This is a genomic window from Streptomyces sp. ALB3 (assembly GCF_044385685.1).
Taxonomy (GTDB): Bacteria; Actinomycetota; Actinomycetes; order Streptomycetales; family Streptomycetaceae; genus Streptomyces.
This window is the reverse complement of record NZ_JBISCE010000008.1, coordinates 552835-574536: the sequence shown is the minus strand read 5'-3', so window position 1 is coordinate 574536 and position 21702 is coordinate 552835. Positions and strand designations below refer to the sequence as shown.

At 70.9% G+C, this 21702-nt stretch carries 21 protein-coding genes; 8 read left to right on the top strand and 13 right to left on the bottom strand.

Features of this window, described 5'->3' with window-relative positions:
- Positions 1 to 5 precede the first annotated feature (5 nt).
- The 3 genes from ACHFIV_RS09315 to ACHFIV_RS09305 form a co-directional block, all read right to left on the bottom strand.
- The gene (locus ACHFIV_RS09315; RefSeq protein ID WP_398965467.1) at positions 6 to 1355 is read right to left on the bottom strand and encodes an alpha/beta fold hydrolase; all 1350 of its coding nucleotides are present in this window, start codon (positions 1353 to 1355) and stop codon (positions 6 to 8) included.
- 112 nt (positions 1356 to 1467) lie between these two features.
- Positions 1468 to 2040, bottom strand: a complete 573-nt coding sequence (locus tag ACHFIV_RS09310; protein ID WP_398965466.1) for a QsdR family transcriptional regulator — start codon at positions 2038 to 2040, stop codon at positions 1468 to 1470.
- A gap of 160 nt (positions 2041 to 2200) precedes the next feature.
- Positions 2201 to 3178, bottom strand: a complete 978-nt coding sequence (locus ACHFIV_RS09305; RefSeq protein ID WP_398965464.1) for a fibronectin type III domain-containing protein — start codon at positions 3176 to 3178, stop codon at positions 2201 to 2203.
- Between the two features lie 133 nt (positions 3179 to 3311).
- Here ACHFIV_RS09305 and ACHFIV_RS09300 point away from each other — a divergent pair, with 133 nt between their 5' ends.
- Positions 3312 to 3923 (top strand): TIGR03086 family metal-binding protein, encoded by a 612-nt coding sequence (locus tag ACHFIV_RS09300; protein WP_398965463.1) that lies wholly within the window; start codon positions 3312 to 3314, stop codon positions 3921 to 3923.
- A gap of 297 nt (positions 3924 to 4220) precedes the next feature.
- On the opposite strand, the gene ACHFIV_RS09295 is transcribed toward ACHFIV_RS09300, so the two are convergent.
- Positions 4221 to 4904: an alpha/beta fold hydrolase gene (locus ACHFIV_RS09295; protein ID WP_398965462.1), complete on the bottom strand. Its 684-nt coding sequence runs from the start codon at positions 4902 to 4904 to the stop codon at positions 4221 to 4223.
- Between the two features lie 64 nt (positions 4905 to 4968).
- On the opposite strand from ACHFIV_RS09295, the gene ACHFIV_RS09290 reads away from it, so the two are divergent.
- Together ACHFIV_RS09290 and ACHFIV_RS09285 are read left to right on the top strand one after the other, a co-directional pair.
- Complete coding sequence (locus ACHFIV_RS09290) at positions 4969 to 5766, top strand: chitosanase (protein ID WP_398965460.1); 798 nt, start codon at positions 4969 to 4971, stop codon at positions 5764 to 5766.
- A gap of 80 nt (positions 5767 to 5846) precedes the next feature.
- Positions 5847 to 6749, top strand: a complete 903-nt coding sequence (locus ACHFIV_RS09285; RefSeq protein WP_398965983.1) for a chitosanase — start codon at positions 5847 to 5849, stop codon at positions 6747 to 6749.
- Positions 6750 to 6810: 61 nt separating this feature from the next.
- Here the strand turns inward: ACHFIV_RS09285 and ACHFIV_RS09280 are convergent, their stop codons facing one another.
- The 9 genes from ACHFIV_RS09280 to ACHFIV_RS09240 form a co-directional block, all read right to left on the bottom strand.
- The gene (locus ACHFIV_RS09280) at positions 6811 to 8202 is read right to left on the bottom strand and encodes a nucleobase:cation symporter-2 family protein (RefSeq protein ID WP_398965458.1); all 1392 of its coding nucleotides are present in this window, start codon (positions 8200 to 8202) and stop codon (positions 6811 to 6813) included.
- Positions 8203 to 8533: 331 nt separating this feature from the next.
- Positions 8534 to 9931, bottom strand: coding sequence for an 8-oxoguanine deaminase (locus ACHFIV_RS09275; RefSeq protein ID WP_398965457.1), 1398 nt, complete (start codon positions 9929 to 9931; stop codon positions 8534 to 8536).
- Positions 9932 to 9976: 45 nt separating this feature from the next.
- The gene (locus ACHFIV_RS09270; protein ID WP_398965455.1) at positions 9977 to 11377 is read right to left on the bottom strand and encodes a nucleobase:cation symporter-2 family protein; all 1401 of its coding nucleotides are present in this window, start codon (positions 11375 to 11377) and stop codon (positions 9977 to 9979) included.
- Between the two features lie 64 nt (positions 11378 to 11441).
- Positions 11442 to 12365: a factor-independent urate hydroxylase gene (gene pucL / locus ACHFIV_RS09265; RefSeq protein WP_398965453.1), complete on the bottom strand. Its 924-nt coding sequence runs from the start codon at positions 12363 to 12365 to the stop codon at positions 11442 to 11444.
- Positions 12366 to 12371: 6 nt separating this feature from the next.
- Positions 12372 to 12764, bottom strand: a complete 393-nt coding sequence (uraH, locus tag ACHFIV_RS09260) for a hydroxyisourate hydrolase (protein WP_398965451.1) — start codon at positions 12762 to 12764, stop codon at positions 12372 to 12374.
- A gap of 48 nt (positions 12765 to 12812) precedes the next feature.
- The gene (gene uraD, locus ACHFIV_RS09255; RefSeq protein WP_398965449.1) at positions 12813 to 13319 is read right to left on the bottom strand and encodes a 2-oxo-4-hydroxy-4-carboxy-5-ureidoimidazoline decarboxylase; all 507 of its coding nucleotides are present in this window, start codon (positions 13317 to 13319) and stop codon (positions 12813 to 12815) included.
- Positions 13320 to 13474: 155 nt separating this feature from the next.
- On the bottom strand, positions 13475 to 13852 hold the full coding sequence (locus ACHFIV_RS09250; protein WP_398965447.1) for a helix-turn-helix domain-containing protein: 378 nt from the start codon (positions 13850 to 13852) through the stop codon (positions 13475 to 13477).
- Positions 13849 to 14100 (bottom strand): hypothetical protein, encoded by a 252-nt coding sequence (locus ACHFIV_RS09245; RefSeq protein WP_398965446.1) that lies wholly within the window; start codon positions 14098 to 14100, stop codon positions 13849 to 13851. Before ACHFIV_RS09245 ends, ACHFIV_RS09250 begins: the two co-directional genes overlap by 4 nt.
- A 152-nt stretch (positions 14101 to 14252) precedes the next feature.
- Positions 14253 to 15095: a GntR family transcriptional regulator gene (locus ACHFIV_RS09240; protein ID WP_398965444.1), complete on the bottom strand. Its 843-nt coding sequence runs from the start codon at positions 15093 to 15095 to the stop codon at positions 14253 to 14255.
- A gap of 250 nt (positions 15096 to 15345) precedes the next feature.
- Between ACHFIV_RS09240 and ACHFIV_RS09235 the strand changes: the two genes are divergently transcribed.
- The 5 genes from ACHFIV_RS09235 (at position 15346) to ACHFIV_RS09215 (ending at position 21553) form a co-directional block, all read left to right on the top strand.
- Positions 15346 to 16608, top strand: coding sequence for an extracellular solute-binding protein (locus ACHFIV_RS09235; RefSeq protein WP_398965443.1), 1263 nt, complete (start codon positions 15346 to 15348; stop codon positions 16606 to 16608).
- A gap of 41 nt (positions 16609 to 16649) precedes the next feature.
- Positions 16650 to 17615, top strand: a complete 966-nt coding sequence (locus tag ACHFIV_RS09230; RefSeq protein WP_398965441.1) for a carbohydrate ABC transporter permease — start codon at positions 16650 to 16652, stop codon at positions 17613 to 17615.
- The gene (locus tag ACHFIV_RS09225) at positions 17612 to 18451 is read left to right on the top strand and encodes a carbohydrate ABC transporter permease (RefSeq protein ID WP_398965439.1); all 840 of its coding nucleotides are present in this window, start codon (positions 17612 to 17614) and stop codon (positions 18449 to 18451) included. The genes ACHFIV_RS09230 and ACHFIV_RS09225 overlap by 4 nt, the downstream gene beginning before the upstream one ends.
- Before the next feature lie 89 nt (positions 18452 to 18540).
- A complete protein-coding gene (locus tag ACHFIV_RS09220) occupies positions 18541 to 20103 on the top strand; it encodes a beta-N-acetylhexosaminidase (protein ID WP_398965438.1) in 1563 nt (520 codons plus the stop codon).
- Between the two features lie 34 nt (positions 20104 to 20137).
- A complete protein-coding gene (locus ACHFIV_RS09215; RefSeq protein ID WP_398965436.1) occupies positions 20138 to 21553 on the top strand; it encodes a cellulose binding domain-containing protein in 1416 nt (471 codons plus the stop codon).
- Positions 21554 to 21702 lie beyond the last annotated feature (149 nt).

Here is a 21702-nt window from a genome sequence, read left to right as displayed (position 1 = left end):
CCGGGTCACCCGCCGGAGGGGATGTCCACGTAGTCCTTGAAGAGCAGTGACACGGTGTGGCGGTCGGACGGCCAGTTCGCCACCGCGATGGTTTCGACCACCCCTCCGGTCCCGCGCATCGTCTGCGTGACAGGGATCGTCCCCCGGGCCCGGGCCTCGGCCGCAAGCGAGAGGTCGATGGCCGTCAGGAAGGGGACGCGGTCGAACGGTGGCAGCGCCGCGTCGAGGTGGCTGACTCCGTCGCAGCCCTTGTCGAAGGCGAACAGGCCGAGAATCTGCCGCAGTTGGGGTGACACCGCGGGGTTGAGCACGTCCGACCCCGCGATGCGGAGCCGATCGTCGTCCGCCGTGCCGGCCCGCCACTCACGTGCGCGGACGATGGTGAGCGCCGTCTGCGCGGGGCAGGCGTCGATGGAGTCCGCGACACCGCCCGGCGGGGAGACGAGCAGGCGCACGAAGCGGTCGCTGCGCTCGAACGGTTCGAAGTAGAAGTGGTTGGTGCGCTCGCCGGAGCGGAGGAACGCCAGCTCGTAGTGTCCGCGTCCGCTCACCCCGAGCGGGCCGAACGCGCCGTCCTCGCCGACCCGCACGACGTGCTGCGGGAGCAGTCCGGCCCGGGCGCCGGTGGCGGGGTCGAGTCGCCACACCTCCAGGCGTCCCTGAAGCCCCCTGTTCTGCGGGAAGTGCACGGCGCGGCCCGCGATTTCCACGGAGGCCGGCGGCTCGGGCAGCACCCGCGTCGTCAGGGGCGCCCTGCCCCGGAGGAACGCGTAGACGTGGGCGAAGCTCTCGGCGGACGTGGCACTCTCCGTGTGGCCCGCCTGCGGCTCGTGGACGTTGAGCGCCCCGCCGATCGACCCGTTCGGCTGGAGGCTGCTCCAGATCGCGAGGGTGGGGACGCCGCCCGGCGGCGCGGCGGCGGTACGGCCGTCCAGGTTCACGTACTTGGCGACCTGCGCCGCGCGCTCCGGTTCGGCGAGGTAGGCGTGCGCCACGCGCGTGCCCCGCGAGTGGGCGAGGAGGTCGACCTGTTCCGCGCCGGTACGCGCCCGGACGGAGCGGACCAGTTCCTCCAGCCCGGCGATCGCGTGGTCGTCGGTCGCGATCGAGGTGTCGTACTCGTGGACGTACAGCTGGTCGTCGCGGTAGCCGTTGCCGGAGAACCGCTTGGCCTGGGACTGCCACTGCTGGGCCGAGCCCTCCTGACCGTGCACGAAGACCACGGGATTGACGGTCGTGCGCGGTGTGGCCGCGGCCTGCGCCGGAGCGGTGAGGGCGGCGAGTGCTCCGACGAGCGCCAGAAACACAGCGAGCAGCGTCGTCCGGCCCGTCCGGGCCGGCTGGGAACCGGTCATCCTGTCCTCCGAGTTGCCGTCGTCGGAGTCGGAAGCTACGGCGGGTGCGGGCGGGCCCACCAGTCATCGGGCCGAGGGTGAGACGGCTGTCTCAGATCGCGCCCGAGGGCGTTCAGCGGGTTGGGCGCAGGACGGCGCGGGCAGTGCGTTCGGCCAGCGCGAGGTCCGGCCGGCGGTTGCTCAGGAGTTCGGCGTACAGGGCGGACTCGAAGACCCGGACGTAGAGATAGGCCAGGTCGTCGATGCCGGAGCTGGGCCAGGGAGAGTCCCTCTCCCCCGCTTCCAGCAGGATGCTCCGCTGCGCCAGGACCGCCCGCCGGTGCACGCACCCGCCGGTCAGCAGCCGTCTCGCCGTCTCGGGTTCGGCACGCAGGAAGACCTCGAAGGGGGCGGAGGCGCGCAGCGCGGTGACGAAGTAGCGGGTGATCTCGAGGACTCCGTCCACACCCGCCCGGGTACGCCGGCGCCTTGCCCGGCCCAGCAGGTGGTCCGCCAGCTCCCACAGCACGTCGGCCAGGAGCGCGTCCCGGCTGCCGACGACGCGGTAGAGGGTCGCCCGGCTGACCGCGAGGTCCTGGGCGAGCGCGTCCATGTCCACCGTGCCGTGCCGCAGGAAGAAGCGGCAGGCCCCGTGCACGACGTGGCCCCGGGTGACCACACGCCGGGAAGCCCGCGCACCTCGCATGCTGCCCGCCTCCTTCTCCGCCCCGGCGCCCGGCACCCTAGCGCGTCGGACCGGCCGGGAGGAGGGGGTGAGAGGCATGACACCGCGACGGGTACCGCCACGCGCCCCGGGGCGGGCCGCGGTGTCCGGGACGGCCCGCACCGGCGTCCGTCGCGGTGTCTCAGCCGGGGAGGACCACGGTGCGCTGGGCCGAGAAGTCGCCCCACTTCCCGTCGGGGAGCTTGGGCCGGATCTTGAGTGAGTAGCGGGTACCGGGCGGGTCGGTCAGGGTGAGCCGGTACGTCGCACGGCCGGCGGGCGGCGTGCCGCCCCAGACGATCGTGGTGGTCAGCTTTCCGTTCAGGAAGAGCTGGTACGCGGGGATGGTGCCGCCGGTGTCCGGCTGGTCCCAGGAGAGGTCGACGAGCGACTCCGCGCCCTGCGCCGTCGTCCTCGTCCGCAGTCCGGTGGGTGCCGTGCTCGCGGGAGCGCCGGGCGCGGACGGGGTGGTGAGGTCGAGGGCGTTGCTGTCCGGGGAGGAGCGGTCGGCGGCGTCGCGGGCACGGACGGTGAAGGTGTAGACGGTGCCGGGCCGCAGCCCGGTGAGCCGGGCCGTGGTCCGCTTCCCGGAGACGCTGTGGATCCTGGAGTCCTCCTGGTAGATGTCGTACGAGGTGACGCCCACGTCGTCCGTGGAGCCGCCCCAGGACAGGGTGACCGTCCGGCCGGAGTCCGCCCTGCCCCGCAGCTTCGAGGGGCCGGTCGGGGGTTCGTCGTCGGCGGGTGCGGTGGCGGGGGTGGTGACGGGGACGGCAGCGCTCGGGGCCGAGGCGTTACCTGCGGCGTCGCGGGCCCGGACGGTGAAGGTGTAGGCGGTGGACGCTGTCAGACCGTCGATGTCGGTCATCAGCTTCGCGGCGCCCACCGAGGCGGCCTTCTTCCCTTCGCGGTAGACGTCGTAACCGGTGACGCCCTCGTCGTCCGTGGCCTGCTCCCACATGACGTGGACGGAGGTGGCGCTGCCCGCCTGCGCCGTCACTCCCCGGGGGGCCGTCGGCTTCTCGGTGTCCGCTTCCGCGGATCCGCCGCAGGCGGTGAGCGCGGCGAGGAGCAGCGCGGCGGAACAGGCCGACGCGGTGCGTGCGTGGGGGCGTTGCACGGGTGATGCCTTCCCTCCGACAGCAATGGTCCAGACCTATATGCCATGCGGGCGGGGTCGCCGACAAGGGGGCGGATCGGAACGTTCCGCAATGTCCGCGATGAGTTCCGGGGCAGGAAACCGTCTGAAGGGTATGGAAACGCACAAGGAAACCGCACCCGGACTCGATCTCGGCCCGGCGGCGGGGCAGATCCGGGAACTGGCCGGCTCCGTCGACGACCGGCAGCTGACCGGTCCGACGCCCTGCCCCGACTACTCGGTACGGGAGCTTCTCGGGCACCTGCTGGGGCTGACGCTCGCCTTCCGCGACGCGGCGCGCAAGGAGTTCGGCCCGACGACCGACACGCCCCCGGACTCGGCCCTGCCGGAACTGCCTGCCGACTGGCGGACGACGCTGCCTCCCCTGCTCGACGAGCTGGTCGCCGCCTGGCGCTCCCCGGCGGCTCTGGAGGGCATGACCCGGGCGGGCGGGGTGGACCTGCCCGGCCGGGTCGCCGCAATGGTCGTACGCAACGAACTCCTCGTGCACGGCTGGGACCTGGCCAGATCGACAGGCCAGGAATTCCGGGCGGACGAGGCGGACCTGCGCGCGTCGGAGGCGATGCTGACACCGGGGGACGAGGACGACAGAACCGGTCCGGACGCGATCTTCGGCCCCCCGGTCCCCGTCCCCGCCGACGCCCCGCTCGTCGACCGGGTGATCGCGCTGAGCGGGCGGCGGCCAGGATGGCGGCCGGGGGACTGAGCCCGCCCCACCCCGCCCCGGAACACGGGGGACGGCCGGCTCCCCTCCGGGCGGGGCCGGCGCGGGAGTCACGCGCCCGGCAGGACTCGGGCCGCCGTCGGCTCGGACCGGCGCGCACGGTCGCCGGGGCGCCCTCCGCGTCCGGTCCTTCACGCACCGCCGGCCGGTGCCGTGCCCGTGACCCCGGCCGGTGCCGTAGCCGCGCCCGAGGCCGTCAGTCGCACGTCCCGCCCGGCGGGTTCCGCCGGCCGGCGGCGCGGACCGCCGGTCTTCGCGACACCCCGCCGCACCAGGGGCTCAGCTCGTGAAGAACTCGGTGATCTGCTGGGCCACCTGGTCCGCGTGCTTCTTGTGCACCTGGTGACCACCACCCAGGGTGATCAGCCGGCAGTCGGGGACGAGTGAGGCCATGTCGGCCAGCCTGCCCTGCGGCATGCCGCTCTCCGGGCCTCCCGCGATCATCAGCGTGGGGGCGACGATCTGCCCCAGCTCCTCCTCCCAGCGCGGATCCGGCGCCGCGATCTGGGCCCGGACCGCCTCCAGGACGTTCTCGTCGTAGTCCACCGGGCCCGAGGGGCGGCTGTCGTCGACCAGCTGTCCGGCGAACGGCGGAGGCGTCTCGATCAGTACCAGCCGCTCCACCCGGTCCGCGTGCTCCTCGGCGAGCAGATAGGCGACCACGCCGCCCATCGAGTGGCCGACGAGGCCGACCCGGTCGAGCTCGCAGGCGTCGAGGAACTCCAGGACGTCCTCCCGCATCTGCTCGAAGGTGTACTCGTCGGGCCAGTCGCTCTCGCCGTGCCCGCGCAGGTCGATGGCGTACACCCGCCACTCCTCACCGAGGAGCGTGCCGACGGCCTCCCAGCTCAGGGACGAGCCGCCGAGACCGTGCAAGAGGACGACGGGCGAGCCGAAGGGGTCGCCCCAGGTCCGGTACGCCAGCCGTACATCGCCGACGTCCACAACAGACTGATCTTCCATGGCGCGAACGCTACAGGCGGCGGGCCCCGGCCGGCGCGGCCCCCCGGCCTGGCACGCTCGGTGCGTGAAGCGCAGACGCCTCGTCCTCGCCGCGGGTGCGGCCCTCCTCCTGGCCGGCTGTTCCACGTCCGGTCCCGGCCCCGCCGGGAAGGGGCTCGACGACCCCGCGAAGAAGGACATCGCCATGCGGCTGGTCTCCAGCGCGGAGAACTCCACCCTGGACTGGAGGGCCCAGTACGGCTACATCGAGGACATCGGCGACGGCCGCGGCTACACCGCCGGAATCATCGGATTCTGCTCCGGCACCGGCGACATGCTGAAGGTGGTCGAGGACTACGTGGCGGACCGCCCGGGGAGTGCACTCGCAGGCTTCCTCCCGGCGCTGCGCGCGGTCGAGGGCAGCGATTCCCACGAAGGGCTGGGGAGCGCCTTCACCACGGCCTGGGCGGGAGCGGCGGCGGACCCGGCGTTCCGGTCGGCACAGGACGCCGAGCGTGACCGGGCGTACTTCGACCCGGCGGTCGAGCGGGCCGAGGCGGACGGTCTCAGCGCGCTGGGGCAGTTCATCTACTACGACGCCTACGTGATGCACGGGTACGCCGACGCCGCGGGCACCGTCGGCTTCCGGACGATACGCGACCAGGCGGCCGCGGCGGCCGAACCGCCGTCCGAAGGGGGCGACGAGGCGGCCTATCTGCACGCCTTCCTGGACGCCCGCGTGGCAGCCCTCCGCACGGAGCCCGCGCACAGCGACACCAGCCGGGTGGAGACCGCCCAACGCGTCTTCGTCCGCGAGGGGAGGCTCCGACTGGAGACCCCGCTGGTGTGGAAGGTCTACGGAGAGAGTTTCCGCATCGACTGAGGCCGTGCCGGATCCGGGGTCCATCCGTGCGCGGGGGTTACCGGACGCCCCGACCTCTGGTAGGAAAGTTTCCTAACAGAATATCGGAAACGACGAACTCCTCCTGGAGGTCCGGTGCATCCCCCCCCCACGAAGGCACCTCGCGTCGCACCACCCGGTTCGCCCGCACCGTCGGACTCGCCCTGCTGGCCCTCGGACTGTCCCTCACGGCGATCCCCGCCACCGCCCACGCCGGCGCCCCCACGCCGCCGGCCGCACACCTGGAGGCAGCGGCGACCGGGCTCGACGATCCCGCGAAGAAGGACATCGCCATGCGGCTGGTGTCGAGCGCGGAGAACAGCACGCTCGACTGGAAGGCCCAGTACGGCTACATCGAGGACATCGGCGACGGCCGCGGCTACACCGCCGGGATCATCGGATTCTGCTCCGGCACCGGCGACATGCTCGATCTGGTGGAGCTGTACACCGGGCGCCGCCCGGGCAACGTCCTGGCGGCGTACCTGCCGGCCCTGCGCCAGGTGGACGGGACCGATTCGCACGAGGGGCTCGATCCCGGCTTCACGGGCCACTGGGCCGAGGCCGCGTCGGACCCTGCGTTCCAGCAGGCGCAGAACGACGAGCGTGACCGCGTCTACTTCGACCCGGCCGTACGCCAGGGCAAGACCGACGGTCTCGGCACCCTGGGGCAGTTCGCGTACTACGACGCCCTCGTGATGCACGGCGGCGGCGACGACGCCACGGGTTTCGGCGCGATCCGGCAGCTGGCCCTCGCCCAGACGAGCCCGCCTTCGCAGGGCGGTGACGAGGTGGCCTACCTCGACGCGTTCCTGGACGCGCGGGTGTGGGCGATGAAGCAGGAGGAGGCCCACTCGGACACCAGCCGGGTGGACACGGCCCAGCGGGTGTTCCTCCGCGAGGGCAATCTGGATCTGGACCCGCCCTTGCACTGGCAGGTCTACGGCGACAGCTTCCACATCGGCTGACCCGGCCCGGACGGTGCGCGTGCGGAACCCTGGGAGGGGTGGCCGCACGCGCACCGGCGGTTCAGTGGGCGACGGGCAGGGCCATCGGGTCCTTCGGCTGTTCGCTTTCCACGGCTTCCGCCTCCGGGTCCGTCTCCGGAGTCCGGCCCCAGTGGTTGAACGCCAGGTTCAGCACGATCGCCACCACGCAGCCGGTGGAGATCCCCGAGTCCAGCACGACGAGCAGGTCTTCGGGGAAGGCGTGGTAGAAGCCCGGAGCGGCGATCGGGATCAGGCCGACTCCCACGGCCGCGGCGACGATCAGCGCGTTCTCCCCCTTCTCGAGGGCGGCGGTCGCCAGCGTCTGGACGCCGCTCGCGGCCACCGATCCGAAGAGCACGATCCCCGCGCCGCCGAGGACCGGCAGCGGTACGAGGGCGATGACCGACGCGGCCACGGGGATCAGCCCGAGCAGCACCAGGATGACTCCGCCGGCCGCCACGACGAACCGGCTGCGGACCTTCGTCATGGCGACCAGCCCGATGTTCTGGGCGAAGGCGCTGCACATGAAGCCGTTGAAGAGCGGGCTGATGGCACTGCCCAGCGTGTCGGCGCGCAGTCCGCCCTCGATGGTCCGCTCGTCCGCCGGCCGGCCGACGATCTTGCCGAGGGCCAGCATGTCGGCGGTGGACTCGGTCATGCAGACCAGCATCACGATGCACATGGAGATGATGGCGGCGATCTCGAACTGCGGTGCGCCGAAGTGGAACGGGGTCGGGAAGCCGACGACGTCGGCGTCGCCCAGTGCCCCGAAGTCGGTGATGCCGGCGGGGATCGCGATCAGTGTGCCGATGACGAGGCCGAGCAGGATGGCGATCTGCTGGAGGAAGCCCCGCAGCAGTTTGCGCAGGGCCAGCACGATCACAAGGGTGACCGCGGCCATCGTGATGTTCGTCATCGAGCCGTAGTCGTCGGCCGTCGCGTTGCCGCCCTGCGACCAGTTGAAGGCGACCGGCAGCAGGGAGACACCGATCAGCGTGATGACGGTGCCGGTCACGACGGGCGGGAAGAACCGCACGAGTTTGCAGAAGTACGGGGCGAGGACGAAGCCCAGCAGGCCGGCGACGATGATCGCGCCGAAGATGACGGCTATGCCCTCGTGGCCGCGGTCCTTGCCTATCGCGATCATCGGGGTCACCCCGGCGAACGACACTCCGTTGACGAACGGCAGCCGGGCGCCTATCCGCCAGAAGCCGAGGGTCTGGAGCAGGGTGGCTATGCCCGCGGTGAAGAGGCTCGCCCCCATCAGGAAGGCGGTCTCCTTGGTGCTGAGGCCCACGGCGGGCCCCAGGATCATGGGCGGGGCCACCACACCGGCGTACATGGCGGCCACGTGCTGCAGACCGCTGGTGAACATCCTCAGGGGCGGAAGCCTCTCGTCGACCGGATGCGTCCGGCCGGGCCCGCCTGCCACGCGCTCCTGCGCGCTTCCTTCGACTGCGCTTCCTTCGACTGCGCTTGCTTGGACTGCGCTTGCTTCGACTGCGTTCTTGCGAAACCTGGGCGTAGCTGCCACGGCTTCCTCCGGTCGGGTGCACGTCAGGCGACGTGGGTGTCAGGGAGGTGGTGCTGAGTGGTGCGTTGATGCAGGTCGTGCAGCTGGTGCGGGCAGCTTCGGGCTCACCTGTGGGAGTGCGCGTACCGGGGGGTACGCGCACCCCCACAGGCTGCCGTGAACCGGGTGGGTCCACGGCGGCCGGCCGAGGGCCGTCCCCCTCGGCCGGCCTGTCAGGGGGTTCGGAGCGTCAGGCTCCGGCGGCGATCTGTGCCAGGCGCCTGGCCTCGTCGCGGGTCGCGCGGGCGATGGCCTCCTCGTCCGCGGTGGTGAGGCGGCCGTTCTCGACGACGGTCTCGCCGTTGACGAGGGAGAGGGTGACGGGGGCCGCGGCGCCGAAGACCAGGGCGGTCACCGGGTCGGCTATGGACGCGTGGGCGAGGGTGTCCAGCTTCCACAGCACGAGGTCGGCGAGCTTCCCCGGTTCCAGGGAGCCGATCTCGCCGGCGCGGCCGAGGACCTGGGCTCCGCCGTAGGTACCCAGGCGCAGCGCCTGGCGCGCGTCGAGTGCCTTCTCGCGGTGGGCGCCGAGGCGGTTGATGAGGAGTGCGTTGCGCAGTTCGGTGTGGAGCTCACCGGACTCGTTGGACGCCGTGCCGTCGACACCGAGCCCGACCGGGACACCGGCGGCGAGCATGTCGGGGACGCGGGCGATACCCGCGGCGAGCCGGGCGTTGGAGGACGGGCAGTGCGCGACGCCGGTGCCGGTGCGGGCGAACGCCGCTATGTCGGAGTCGTTCATGTGGACGCAGTGCGCCATCCACACGTCGTCACCGAGCCAGCCGGTCGATTCGAAGTAGTCCGTCGGCCCCATCCCGAACAGTTCCTTGCAGAACTGCTCCTCCTCGACGGTCTCCGAACCGTGGGTGTGCAGGCGCACGCCGCGCCGGCGGGCGAGTTCGGCTCCCTGGCGCATCAGTTCGGTGGAGACGGAGAAGGGCGAGCACGGAGCGACCGCGATCCGGGTCATGGCGTCGAACGCGGTGTCGTGGTGCTCGTCGATGGTCGCCTCGGTGGCGGCGAGCGCTCCGTCGAGCGTCTCCACGGCGAAGTCCGGCGGCAGCCCGCCGTCCTTCTCGCTCCGGTCCATGGAGCCCCGGGCGAGGGTGAAGCGCACGCCCATGTCACGGGCCGCGCCGATGATCGCGCCGGACAGGTCGCCGGAGCCACGGGGGTACACGTAGTGGTGGTCCATCGCGGTGGTCACCCCGCCGCGGGCCATCATCGCGAGCGAACCCTGGGCCGCCGCGCGGGCCATCGGCTCGTCGATGCGCGCCCACGTCGGGTACAGCGCGACCAGCCAGTCGAAGAGGTTGTGGTCGGTCGCCAGGCCCCGGGTGATCCACTGGTAGAAGTGGTGGTGGGTGTTGACGAGGCCGGGAGTGACGAGGTGGCCGGTGCCGTCGACGCGCCGTACGACGCCGGTGAGGCCTTCGGGTGCCTTGCCCGCGCCGACGGACTCGATCCGGTTGCCCGCCACGACGACGTGTCCCGAGGCGTACTCGGTGTCGTGCGCGTCGACGGTGGCGATCGAACAGTTCTCGATGACGGTGCGCTGGGTCGTCCTTGGATCCGCCGGAGCTGCCATGGTGCTTCCCTCTTCTGTGTCTGGCGATGTGGGCACGGCAGGACCCTAGGAGGATTTGAGTGCCACAGCGTTACGGCTGTGGGTGCCGAGATGGTGGAAGAACAGATTGAGCAGGACCGCCACGAGCGCTCCCGCACTGATCCCGGAGCCGAGCACGGTCTGCGCCCAGGACGGGAATCCGGCGTAGAAGGCGGGTGCCGCGAGGGGGATGATGCCCGCGCCGAGTGCCACCGCCACGAGGATGATGTTGGAGCTGTCGTCGAGCCCCGCCTCGGACAGGGTCCGGATCCCGCTGACCGCGATCGAGCCGAAGAGCACGATGCCCGCGCCACCGAGCACGGGCATCGGGACCAGCGAGACGACCGCCCCGAGGACGGGGAAGGCGCCCAGCACCAGCAGGGCGCCCCCCGCCGCGGCGACCACGTACCGGCTGCGCACCCTCGTCAGCGAGACGACGCCGACGTTCTGCGCGAAGGCGCTGGTCGGGAAGCCTCCGAAGACCGGGCCGAGGAGGGTGGCGATGCCGTCGGTGCGCAGACCACGGGTGATGGTGGGGCCGTCGGTGCGCCGGTCGCAGATCTCACCGAGTGCCAGCATCCCGGCGGAGGACTCGGTCATCAGCACCAGCATCACGATGCACAGGGAGAGGATCGCGGCGGGCTGGAACTCGGGCGGTCCGAAGGCGAAGGGGGTGGGAAGGGCGGCGACGGGGGCGGAGCCGAGCGCGGAGAAGTCGGCGAGTCCGAAGGGGATCGCGGCCAGCGTGCCGATGAACATGCCCGCGAGCAGGGCCACCTGCTTGACGAAGCCGCGTCCGAAACGCTGGATCAGCAGGATGACGACGAGGGTGAAGGCGGCCAGTGCCAGGTACTTCATGGCACCGAAGTCGTCGGCGGTGGCGTCGCCTCCCTGGGCCCAGCCGACCGGTACCGGCATCAGCGTGACGCCGATGAGGGTGATCACGACCCCGGTGACGAGTGGCGGGAAGAAGCGCAGCAGCCGCCCGAAGAACGGTCCGACGGCCAGGCAGAAGACACCAGCGACGAGGACCGCCCCGTAGATCGCGGGGAGTTGGCGGCCGGGCGCGCTGGTCTCGGCGATGGCGAGCATCGGCGCGATACCGGCGGAGGACGCCGCGTTGACGAACGGCAGACGGTTGCCGGCGAAGCGTCCGGCGCCCAGGGTCTGGAGGAGGGTGGCGAGTCCCGCTATCAGGAGACTGGCGGCGATCAGACGGGTCATTCCGGCCGCGTCGAGTCCGACGGCCTGGCCGATGATGAGCGGAGGGGTCACGACGCCCGCGTACATGGCGGCGATGTGCTGGAGCGCGGCGGGGACGAGCCGCGAGGGCGGGAGCTTCTCGTCCACCGGGTGAACTGCCGTGACGGCAGCGGTCGGTGGTGCGGTACATGGGCCTTTCGCCGGCCCCGTTGCAGGCTGTGCCATGGTATTTCCCTCCGGGATGACCGGCTCCCGCCCCGCAGAGGGCGGGGGCCGGTTCAGCACCGCGTCAGAGGTTGGTCATGTCGACCGGGATCTTCGGCTCGACGCCGTCCCGGAGCACCGTCGCCTCGATGAGGCCGTACGGGCGGTCGGCTGCGAAGTACACCTCGTTGTCGTTCTTGAGCCCGAAGGGCTCCAGGTCGACGAGGAAGTGGTGGTTGTTCGGCAGCGAGAAGCGGATCTCGTCGATCTCGCTGCGGCTGTTGATGATGCGCGAACCCATCTGGTACAGCGTCTGCTGGAGCGAGAGCGAGTACGTCTCCGCGAAGGCCTGGAGCATGTGCTTGCGCGTCTGCTCGTAGGACTTCTCCCAGTTCGGCATGCGCTCGTCGTCGCTGGTCCAGTTGTACCGCCACTTGGCGGAGACGTCGGTCGCCAGAATGCGGTCGTACGCCTCCTTCAGCGTCGTGTACTTGTCCTTGACGTAGCCCCAGAATTCCGAGTTGGTGGAGTTCATGACGCTGAGGTCCTTCAGGCCGGAGATGACCTCCCACCTCTCACCGTCGAAGGTGATCTGGGTGGTGCGCGTCTCCTGGCCCTTGCGGACGAAGGAGTGCTTGACCTCGTCGGCGCCGATGAACCTGGAGTTGCCGTCGGAGGTCGCGATGCGCTCCCAGGCGTACTCCTCGACCCTGATCCGGGCCACCTTGATCGGCTCCTGCGAGCTCACGAAGTGCCGGGCGAGGTGGATGCCGAACTGCTCGGCCGACTCGATGCCGTGCTCCTTGGCGAACGCGAACACGGTGTTCTTGGTGGTGTCGGTCGGCAGGACGTTGGCGTTGGAGCCGGAGTAGTGGACGTCGTCCATGTCGCCGGAGAGGGCGACCGAGACGTTGAGGTCCTTGATGTGGTGGGTGTCGCCGTCCCGCGTGATCTTGACGACGCGGTTCTCTGCTTTGCCGTACTGGTTCTGGCCGAGAATCGTGGGCATTGTCTGCTAGCTCCCTCGGTAAACGGAGTAGCCGAACGGGTTGAGCAGCAGCGGTACGTGGTAGTGCTCGCCCGGGGTGACGGCGAATGCGATCGCCACCTCCGGGAAGAACGCGCCGCTGTCCCTTACGCGGGGGGCGTCCTGCTGCGCCTCGGCTTGCTTCTTCGCGGTGAAGTACGACTCGGTGTCGAAGACGAGCCGTACATGGGTGGTTCCTTCCGGCAGGGCCGGCAGGTCTTTGCAGCGCCCGTCCGCGTCGGTCGCGGATCCGCCGAGCGTCACGTACTGCGCGTCGCCGCCGCTACGGGCGGCCAGGGAGACGGTGACGGATTCGGCGGGACGGCCGGTGCTGGTGTCCAGGATGTGGGTGGACACCGATGCGGTGGTGTCGGTGCTCAAGACCGTCACGCTCCTTGTTCCTAAGAGTGCTGTACGAGGGGCTGGTCCTCAGGAGTCCTCCACGAGGCGGGTCAGCCGGATGCGGTTGATCTTGCCCAGTTCGGCGCGGACGATCTCGCGCTCCTGCTCGGGCGAGTTACCGGTCCGGGCCTTCACCGCGTCGCGCATCTGCTCACCGGTGGCTCCGGTGGCGCAGATCAGGAAGACGTGTCCGAACCGTTCCTGGTAGGCCAGGTTGAGTTCGAGCATCTCCGCCCTGAGCTCCTCGGACGCCCCGGCCATCCCCCGCTGCTCACGGGCGGAGGCCGGGTCCCCCGGCTTGGGGCGGCCGATCGGCGGGTGACCGGCCATCGCCTCGGCCAGGTCCTCCGCGGAGAGCTCGGCCATGGCGGCGTCGCTGGCGGAGAGCAGGGCTTCAGGACCGGCGTAGGGCCGGTGGGCGAGGATGAGGCTTCCCCACGCCGCACTGGCACACACCTCGTGCAGCACGGTCGCGGCCTCTTCGGCCGCCAGGGTGTTGAACCGGACGATGCCCGGTGTGGAGCTCGTAGTCACGGGAGCCTCCGTGGCTTTTTTTCGCTGTGCGTTTTCGGGCTGCGGATAGCTAACGCCCTTCACAACACCACGTCAACAGTTTGTTGAAATATCGCGAACAGATAATGCCGCCGCCCGAGTTCCCGGACGACGGCATCGGACCGCAATGCGCTCGACTACTCGCTCTTGGCGGTGTTGTCCCGGTTCAGGTAGTTGTAGACGGTGAAGCGGCTGACGCCGAGCGCGCCGGCGACGGTCTCCACTCCGTGCCGCACCGAGAAGGCACCGCGTGCCTCGAGAGTGCGTACGACGCCCTGCTTGGTCTTCCGGTCCAGCTCGGCGAGTGGCATCCCGTGCCGTCGCTCCATCGCGGCCAGGATGTGGTCGAGCGACTCGGACAGCTGCGGGAGCCGCACCGCTATGACGTCGGCCCCTTCCCAGGCGAGCACCACGTCCTCGGCGGTGGCCTTCCCGGGGTCGAGCAGTTCGGCGCCCATGGCGTCGACGAGCGGCTTCACCGCGGTGACCAGCGGGTGGTCGGCCGGTTCGGTCACGGGGTGTCCTCCCCGATCACGTTGACCTGGAGGGAGACCCGGGTGGCACCCGAGGCCAGGGCCTTGCGCAGCAGGGAGTCCACCGCGGTCAGGACCTGGTCGGCGCCCCCTTCGGCCGTGTTCCCGAAGGGACCCACGTCCACCGCGTCCAGGTCGGCGCTCTGGATGACCTCACGGGCCACCACCGCGTGGGCGGGTGCCTCGTCGAGATCGAAGGGCTCGGTGGTGAATTCCACCCTCAAGCGCACGGTGCCTCCCTCATGTCCCGCCGTGTCGGTCGGCTCGCACGGCTCGCCCCGACCCTAGAGCACGGACCCCGGGCCCGGCGCCCCCTCGCACCCCGGACCGGCGCGCGCGGCAGGCCCGCGCCACGGGGGCCGCACGGCGGCGGGCCCGCGGGTCACGGCCCGGCCTGGATGTCCCCTCGGGTGGACGACGCGATCGGGTCGCCGTGCGCGAAGTCCCCGGGCGGGATCCCCGGGTGGTGGCCGTCCCTGACCAGTCCGGCGGTGGCCGCAGCCGGCCCCAGGGCGAGCCGGGAGACGATGCGGTAGCGGTCACCCCGGTAGAGCGAGTGGACGTACTCCACGGGCAGCCCGGCGGTGTCCGAGGTCAGGCGCTCGAACAGCAGGGCGGGAGAGAGCTCGGGGACCTCCAGGAGCTGGGCCTCCGCCCGCGTGACCACGGTGGGCTCGATGGCCTGGACGGCCTCGCGCACATGCACCCCGTGCGTGTGGCGCAGGTGCTCGTAGAGATCGCCGTCCTCCAGTTCCTGGGCCGACAGCCCGGGCACGAGCGCCGCCCTGATGTGCAGGTGCTCGATCGCCATCGGGGCGCCGTCGACCAGGCGGAGCCGTGCGACGTACACGATGTCCTCGGCGGGCGACATCCGCAGCTTGCGCCCGACGCGGGCGCCGGCCTGGAGGGTGGTGAACTCCAGCAGCCTGCTCGACCAGGCCCCGGCCGCCTGCGGCACGCTCAGCGCCAGGTCCGCGGAGACCAGCTCCTGGGTGATCTTCGCCGGCGCGACGAACATCCCCCGGCCGTGTTCCCGGACGAGCAGCCCCGCGGCGACGAGCTCGTCGACGGCGGCGCGCAGGGTGGGCCGTGACACGCCCAGCAGGGCGCAGAGAGAGCGCTCGGACGGGATGACGTCCCCGGGGCTGCGGCTCTCGATGAGTTCGAGGACCGCGTCGCGTGCCCGTTCGCGTTTGAGCACCGTCCCCGGTACGTCGGCTTCCATACGTTCCCCTTCGCGCGTCCCGCTTCCCTTTACCAGTTGAGCGACTGGTGTCCACTGGTCAGGGAGAGTCTAGCCACCCTCGCGGTGAGATCAGAGTGCCGGTCACCGCCGAACTTCCCAAAACCCTTTCATACAGGAGGGGTTGACGGCCCCATTGGTCTATGCCACCTTCATCCACCACCAAGAGGTGAGCTGTCCAGTGGGCTTCACTGGTCAGGTGGTCAGGTCTCTGCTCCCGTTGAGGTGAACCGTGAAGTACCGCTTGCTTGCCGGTGTGTCCGCGCTCGTGACGGCCGTCGCCCTCAGTGCCTGCAGTTCCGGTGGGGACGGCGACGAGGCCGGGGGTGTGACGACGGTCGACGTGTGGCTGATGCGCGACAGCGTGTCGGCGGCGTTCCAGAAGGAGTTCACCGAGGGGTTCGAGGCGGCGCACCCGGACATCGACGTCAGGATCCAGATCCAGGAGTGGGACGGCATAGGCCAGAAGATCACTGCCGCCCTGGCGAGCAACGACGCCCCCGACGTGATTGAGGCAGGCAACACGCAGGTGGCGCAGTTCGCCGAGAGCGGCGGCCTGCTGGACCTCAGCGACAGGAAGGACGAGCTGAACGGCGACGACTGGCTGAAGGGGCTGGCCGAGCCCGGCTCGTACGAGGGCAGGCAGTACGGCATCCCCTACTACGCTGCCAACCGGGTCGTGATCTACCGCAAGGACCTCTTCGAGAAGGCCGGGGTCGACGCCGCGGCGATCACCACGCGCGAGCAGTGGATCGACGCCACCACGAAGCTGAACAGGGGCGGCACCCAGGGGATCTACCTGCCGGGCCAGCTCTGGTACGCGCTGGGCGGCTTCATCTGGGACGAGGGCGGCGACTTCGCCACCGAGTCGGGCGGCCGGTGGAAGGGTGCGCTCGACACGCCCGAGGCCTTGCGCGGCATGGCTTTCTACGCACGGCTGCAGGCACTGGGCAAGGGCCCCAAGGACTCCGACGAGGACGATCCGCCGCAGGCCGAGGTGATGGCCCAGGGCCAGGTGGCGCAGGTGATCTCCACCCCCGGGGGCGCCAACGTGGTCGTCGAGAAGAATCCCGGACTCGAGGGGAAGCTGGGCTTCTTCCCGATCCCCGGGAAGACGGCCGGGACCCCGGGGGCGGTGTTCACCGGCGGCTCCGACCTGGTCGTGCCCGCCGCGGCCGGCCATCCGGACGCGGCGGTGACGTTCATCAAGGAGCTGACGGGCGACGCCTGGCAGAAGAAGCTCGCGGTGGCGATGAGCTACGTGCCCAACCGGACCACGCTCGCCTCCGCCGTGGCCGGCGATCCCGGCGCCTCGGCGATGGCCGTCGGCGCGGCGAACGGGCGCGCGACACCGAACACCCCTGGCTGGGCCGCGGTGGAGGCGGAGAACCCGGTCAAGGACTACATGACGGCAGTCCTGACCGGCGGTGACGCCGCCGAGGAGGCGGCCGAGGCGTCCGCGGACATCACCCGGGCCATGAACGCCGGTTCCTGACCCGGCCCCGTCCGTTTCCCACCACCGAGAGGAGGCGCGCCGTGCCGGCTGTCCGTGAACGGCCCACGCCACGCGTCCACCGTCCCCCGGAGGCACCACCGGGGCGGCCCGGCCGGCCGCCGCGCGACCTCTGGCCGTACGTCCTGATCGCGCCCGCGATCTGCGGAACCCTCTATCTGCTGGTGTACCCGCTGGTGCGGGCCGTGGCGATCTCCCTCCAGGACTTCCGCCTCCGCCAGCTGATCAGCGGGGACGCCGAGTTCGTGGGCCTGCGCAACTACCGGACGCTGCTGTCCGACCCGCGCTTCTGGGAGGTGACCGGCCGCACCTTCGTCTTCATGGCCGTCAACGTCGTGCTGATCATGGTCATCTCGACGCTGGTCGCCCTGATGACGGAGCGGCTGCGCCGGGCCGGCCGTACGGTCGTGCTCTGCTCGCTGGTCCTCGCCTGGGCCATGCCGGTGGTCGCGGCCACGACGGTCTTCCAGTGGCTGTTCCACTCCGAGTTCGGCATCGTCAACCAGTCCCTGACGGCTCTCGGCTTCGAGTCGTTCGACCGGTACCCGTGGTTCGCGAACGGTACGGCGGCCTTCACGATCCTGGTCCTGCTGATCGTCTGGCAGTCCGTGCCCTTCGCGGCGGTCACCCTCTACTCCGCCCTGACCACGGTCCCCGCCGAGCTGTACGAGTCGGCCCGCCTGGACGGTGCCACGGGTCCCCGGATCTTCCGGTCCCTCACCTTCCCGATGCTGCGGCCGATCTTCATGCTGGTCCTCTCGCTGGAGGTGATCTGGACCTTCAAGGCGTTCGTCCAGATCTGGGTGATGACCCGGGGCGGCCCCGGTGACGCCACCACCATCCTGCCCGTGTACGCGGTCCAGACGGCGCTCTCCGGCCAGCGCTACGACCTGGGCTCCGCCGCCTCGATGGTCACGGTGGTGCTGATGTCCGGGGTGCTGGTCCTGTACTTCCGCCAGATGTTCCGTCAGGAGGACGACCCGCGATGACCTCGCCGCACCCCCGCGTACGGCGGATCCCGCTGAACGCCGCCGCCGTCGTGACCGTCGTGGTGTGCCTCTTCCCGGTGTACTGGATGGTCTCCACCGCCTTCAAGCCGTCCCGGGACATCCGGTCCGCCGAGCCCCGGCTCGTGCCGTACACCTGGACGCTGGAGCACTTCCGCCGGGCCGTGCAGGCGGACGGGTTCGAACTGTTCTGGCGCAACAGCGTCCTGGTCACGCTGGGAGCCGTGCTGCTCTCCCTCGTCGTGGCACTCGGAGCCTCGTTCGCCGTCGCCCGGCTGCGCTGGAAGGGGCGGCGACAGTTCATGCTCATGGTCTTCATCGCCCAGATGGCGCCCTGGGAATCGCTGATCATCCCCGTCTACATCATCTCGCGGGACACGGACATGCTCGACCGGCTGCCGACCCTGACCCTCGTCTACTTCATGATCACGCTTCCCTTCACGATCGTGGTGCTGAGGGGCTTCCTCGCGACGATCCCGCCCGAACTGGAGGAGGCCGCCCAGGTCGACGGCTGCACCCGGACCGGCGCCTTCGTGAAGGTCGCCCTGCCACTGCTCGCGCCCGGCCTGATGGCGACCTCGCTCTTCGGCTTCATCACCGCCTGGAACGAGTTCGCCTACGCCAACTTCCTGATCATCAAGCAGCAGGACAACCGCACCCTCCCGGTCTGGCTCTCCTCCTTCCAGAACACCTTCGGCACCGACTGGGGCGCCACCATGGCCGCCTCGACCCTCTTCGCCCTGCCGGCGCTGGTGATCTTCCTGCTCCTCCAGCGCCATGTGACCTCCGGCTTCGCGGCCGGTGCCGTGAAGGGCTGAGCCGGTCCGCGGACTGCCGCCCCACCCGGTTCCCCGGTCCGCGCACGGCAGTCCACGCCGAACCCCGAGACCCGCACCTGGAGGCCCCCGTGCCCGCATCACGCCCCGAGCTCTCCCTCGTCCCCCGCCCCCACAAGGTCTCGCCGCGCCCGGGCCGCTTCCTCCTCGGCCAGGACACCGCCGTACGTGCCCTGCCGGGGGCGGAACCGGCGGCCGACCTGCTGCGCGCCCTCCTCGGCCCCACCACCGGGCTGCCCCTGCGGTCCTCGTCCGAGGGCCGCGTCGTCCTGGCACTGGACCCGCACCTCGGCGGGCTCGGCGACGAGGGGTACGGCCTGACCGTCGGGCCGGAGGCACTGCTGCTGCGGGCGGCCCGGCCCGAGGGCCTGCTCCGGGGGGTCCAGACGATCCGGCAGCTGCTGCCGCCCGAAGCGCTGTCGGGCGGTGTGCGGGGCGTGCCCTGGGAACTGCCGTGCGTCGAGATCAGCGACCTACCACGCCATCCCTGGCGCGGCGCGATGCTGGACGTCGCCCGGCACTTCCAGCCCGTCTCCTACCTGCGCAGGTACGTGGACCTGATGGCGCTGCACAAGCTCAACGTCCTCCACCTGCACCTCACCGACGACCAGGGCTGGCGCATGCCGGTCGACGCCTTCCCCCGGCTGACGTCGGTGGGCGGGCACCGGGCCCAGTCGCTGGCCGACGGGGTGCCGCACGCGGGGTCGTACACCAAGGCGGAGCTGCGTGACCTGGTCCGCCACGCGCGGGAGCTCGGGGTGACCGTCGTGCCGGAGATCGAGATGCCCGGCCATGTGCGCGCGGCTCTCGCCGCCTACCCGGCCCTCGGCAACCACCCGGAGCGGCAACTGGACGTCTGGACCAGGTGGGGTGTGTGCGACACCGTGCTGGGCGTCCACGAAGCGGTCCTCGACTTCTGCCGGACCGTGCTCGATGAGGTCATGGAGGTCTTCCCCTCGCCGTACGTCCACATCGGCGGGGAGGAGTGCCCGACGACCGAGTGGGAGAACAGTCCGGCGGCCCGGGACCGTGCGGCAGCCGAGGGGCTGGCCGGCCCCCGGGAGCTGCACGGATGGTTCATGGCACGCATCGGCTCGTACCTCGTGGAGCACGGACGCCGCCCCACCGGCTGGGCCGAGACGGGCGCCGAACTGCCCCCCGAGTTCACGGTGATGACCTGGCGCGATCCGGCGCACGCCCTTGCCGCCGCCCGGCGCGGACACCGGGTGGTGACCGCGCACCACCGATCCACGTACCTGGACTACGCGCAGTCCACGGATCCCGGCGAACCCCCCGCCCAGCGGGGCGAACCCGTCGCCCTGCACGCGGTCCACGCGAACGAGCCGGTGCCGCGGGACTGGGAGCCGGAGGCGGCCTCCCGGGTCCTGGGCACACAGGCGCAGCTGTGGACCGAGTACGTGACGACGCCGGACCGGATCGAGTACCTCACCTACCCACGGCTGTGCGCCCTCGCGGACCGCGCGTGGTCCGGGGAGCGCAGCGACTGGGCCGGATTCGTCGGGCGGCTGCGGGTCCACACCGCCCGGCTGGACGCCCTCGGCGTCCGATACCGGCCTCTCACCACGCGGTCCCTGGCGACCGCGTCCGCAGGTACAGCGCCACCCCCTCGGTAGCTCATCCCCCACCGTTCCGGAGAGGAACATCGCCATGAGGACATTCCGCAGGAGCCGTATCCGCGCGGCGGCGGCCGCCGCCGTCACCCTGGCCCTGGGCTGCACGGCCCTCGCCGCCCTGCCCTCGACCGCCGCGGCGGCCGGCGGGCTCACCGTCCAGTACCGCACGAGCGCCGCCGGGGCCTCGGCGGACCAGAGCGAGCCGTGGCTGAAGGTGCGCAACACCGGCAGCACCAGCGTGCCGCTCACGAACGTCAAGGTCCGGTACTACTTCAAGGCCGATTCGGCCTCGGCTGCCTACCGTTTCGCCTGCTCGTGGGCGGTGAAGGGCTGCGCGAACATCACCGGGACCTTCAGGACCCTGCCGAATCCGACCGCCACCGCCGACCGCTACCTGGAGATCTCCTTCAGCGCCGGGGCGGGCTCCCTGGCTCCCGGCGCGGACACCGGGGACATGCAGCTGCGCTTCCACCGTGCGGACTGGCAGTCGCTGCGGCAGAGCGACGACTACTCCTTCGGCGCCGAGCGGAGCACCTACGGCGACTGGCCCCGGATCACCGCCCAACTGGGCGGTGTCACCGCGTGGGGCGAGGCCCCCGGGGGCGACGGCCCGACCGATCCGCCCACCGACCCCCCGGCCGGCGGTCCCAGGCTGTTCGACGACTTCGACTACAGCGGTCACACGGACCCGAGGATCGCGGCGAACGGCTGGAGCGTCCGCTCGAACTCGGGCGGGCCCGGGGTACCGGGTGCCGTCTGGGCTCCGCAGAACGTCACCTTCCAGACGCAGAGCGGCAATTCGGTGATGAACCTGGAGACGTCGACGGCGGGCACGGGTGCCTCGACGGTTCAGACGGAGATCCTCACCCGGGCCATGAAGTTCCGTAACGGCACCTACGCGGCCCGGGTGAAGTTCAGCGACGCGCCGAGGTCGGGGCCTGACGGGGACCACCTCGTCCAGACCTTCTTCACCATCAACGACCTGAAGGCGCCGATGGCGGACGACTACGCCGAGTACGACTTCGAGTACCTGCCCAACGGCGGCTGGGGCGAGCCGGCCAACATCCTCTACACCACCTCGTGGGAGACCTACCGGCCCGACCCGTGGGAGGCCGTCAACCAGCACAGCGAGGTCCGGCAGAGCTACGCCGGATGGCACGACCTGGTGGTGACGGTCGACGACAGCGCCATCACGTACTACGTCGACGGGCAGCACTTCGGCACGCACGGAGCGGCGTACCTCCCGGAGCGCCCCATGTCGATCAACTTCAACCAGTGGCTGATCGACCTGGCGGGCCAGAGCAGCACGACGCCGCGCTCGTACGACCAGCAGGTGGACTACGTCCTGCACGTCAAGGACCAGGTGCTCTCACCGGCCCAGGTGTCGGCTCTGGTGAGTGGATACCGGGCGGCGGGCACCGCGTTCGAGGACACGGTACCGGCCTCCTGACCAGGCGGTCGTGAGACGGAGCGGGGTGGAGGATGCCAGATCCTCCACCCCGCTCCCGTGTGTCCGGAATTCGGGTCGCCTCTTGACAGCCCCACCACCCGCCAGGCAATCTTCCGTTAAGTAGAAACAAACTTCCGCAATACGGAAGG

Excerpts from the sequence above, each read along its gene's own strand:
- ACHFIV_RS09315 (WP_398965467.1), bottom strand. The coding sequence starts at position 1,355 with ATGACCGGTTCCCAGCCGGCCCGGACGGGCCGGACGACGCTGCTCGCT.
- pucL (WP_398965453.1), bottom strand. The coding sequence starts at position 12,365 with ATGCCCACGATTCTCGGCCAGAACCAGTACGGCAAAGCAGAGAACCGC.
- ACHFIV_RS09240 (WP_398965444.1), bottom strand. The coding sequence starts at position 15,095 with ATGGAAGCCGACGTACCGGGGACGGTGCTCAAACGCGAACGGGCACGC.
- ACHFIV_RS09225 (WP_398965439.1), top strand. The coding sequence starts at position 17,612 with ATGACCTCGCCGCACCCCCGCGTACGGCGGATCCCGCTGAACGCCGCC.
- ACHFIV_RS09275 (WP_398965457.1), bottom strand. The coding sequence starts at position 9,931 with ATGGCAGCTCCGGCGGATCCAAGGACGACCCAGCGCACCGTCATCGAG.
- ACHFIV_RS09295 (WP_398965462.1), bottom strand. The coding sequence starts at position 4,904 with ATGGAAGATCAGTCTGTTGTGGACGTCGGCGATGTACGGCTGGCGTAC.
- ACHFIV_RS09215 (WP_398965436.1), top strand. The coding sequence starts at position 20,138 with ATGAGGACATTCCGCAGGAGCCGTATCCGCGCGGCGGCGGCCGCCGCC.
- ACHFIV_RS09310 (WP_398965466.1), bottom strand. The coding sequence starts at position 2,040 with ATGCGAGGTGCGCGGGCTTCCCGGCGTGTGGTCACCCGGGGCCACGTC.
- ACHFIV_RS09270 (WP_398965455.1), bottom strand. The coding sequence starts at position 11,377 with ATGGCACAGCCTGCAACGGGGCCGGCGAAAGGCCCATGTACCGCACCA.
- ACHFIV_RS09300 (WP_398965463.1), top strand. The coding sequence starts at position 3,312 with ATGGAAACGCACAAGGAAACCGCACCCGGACTCGATCTCGGCCCGGCG.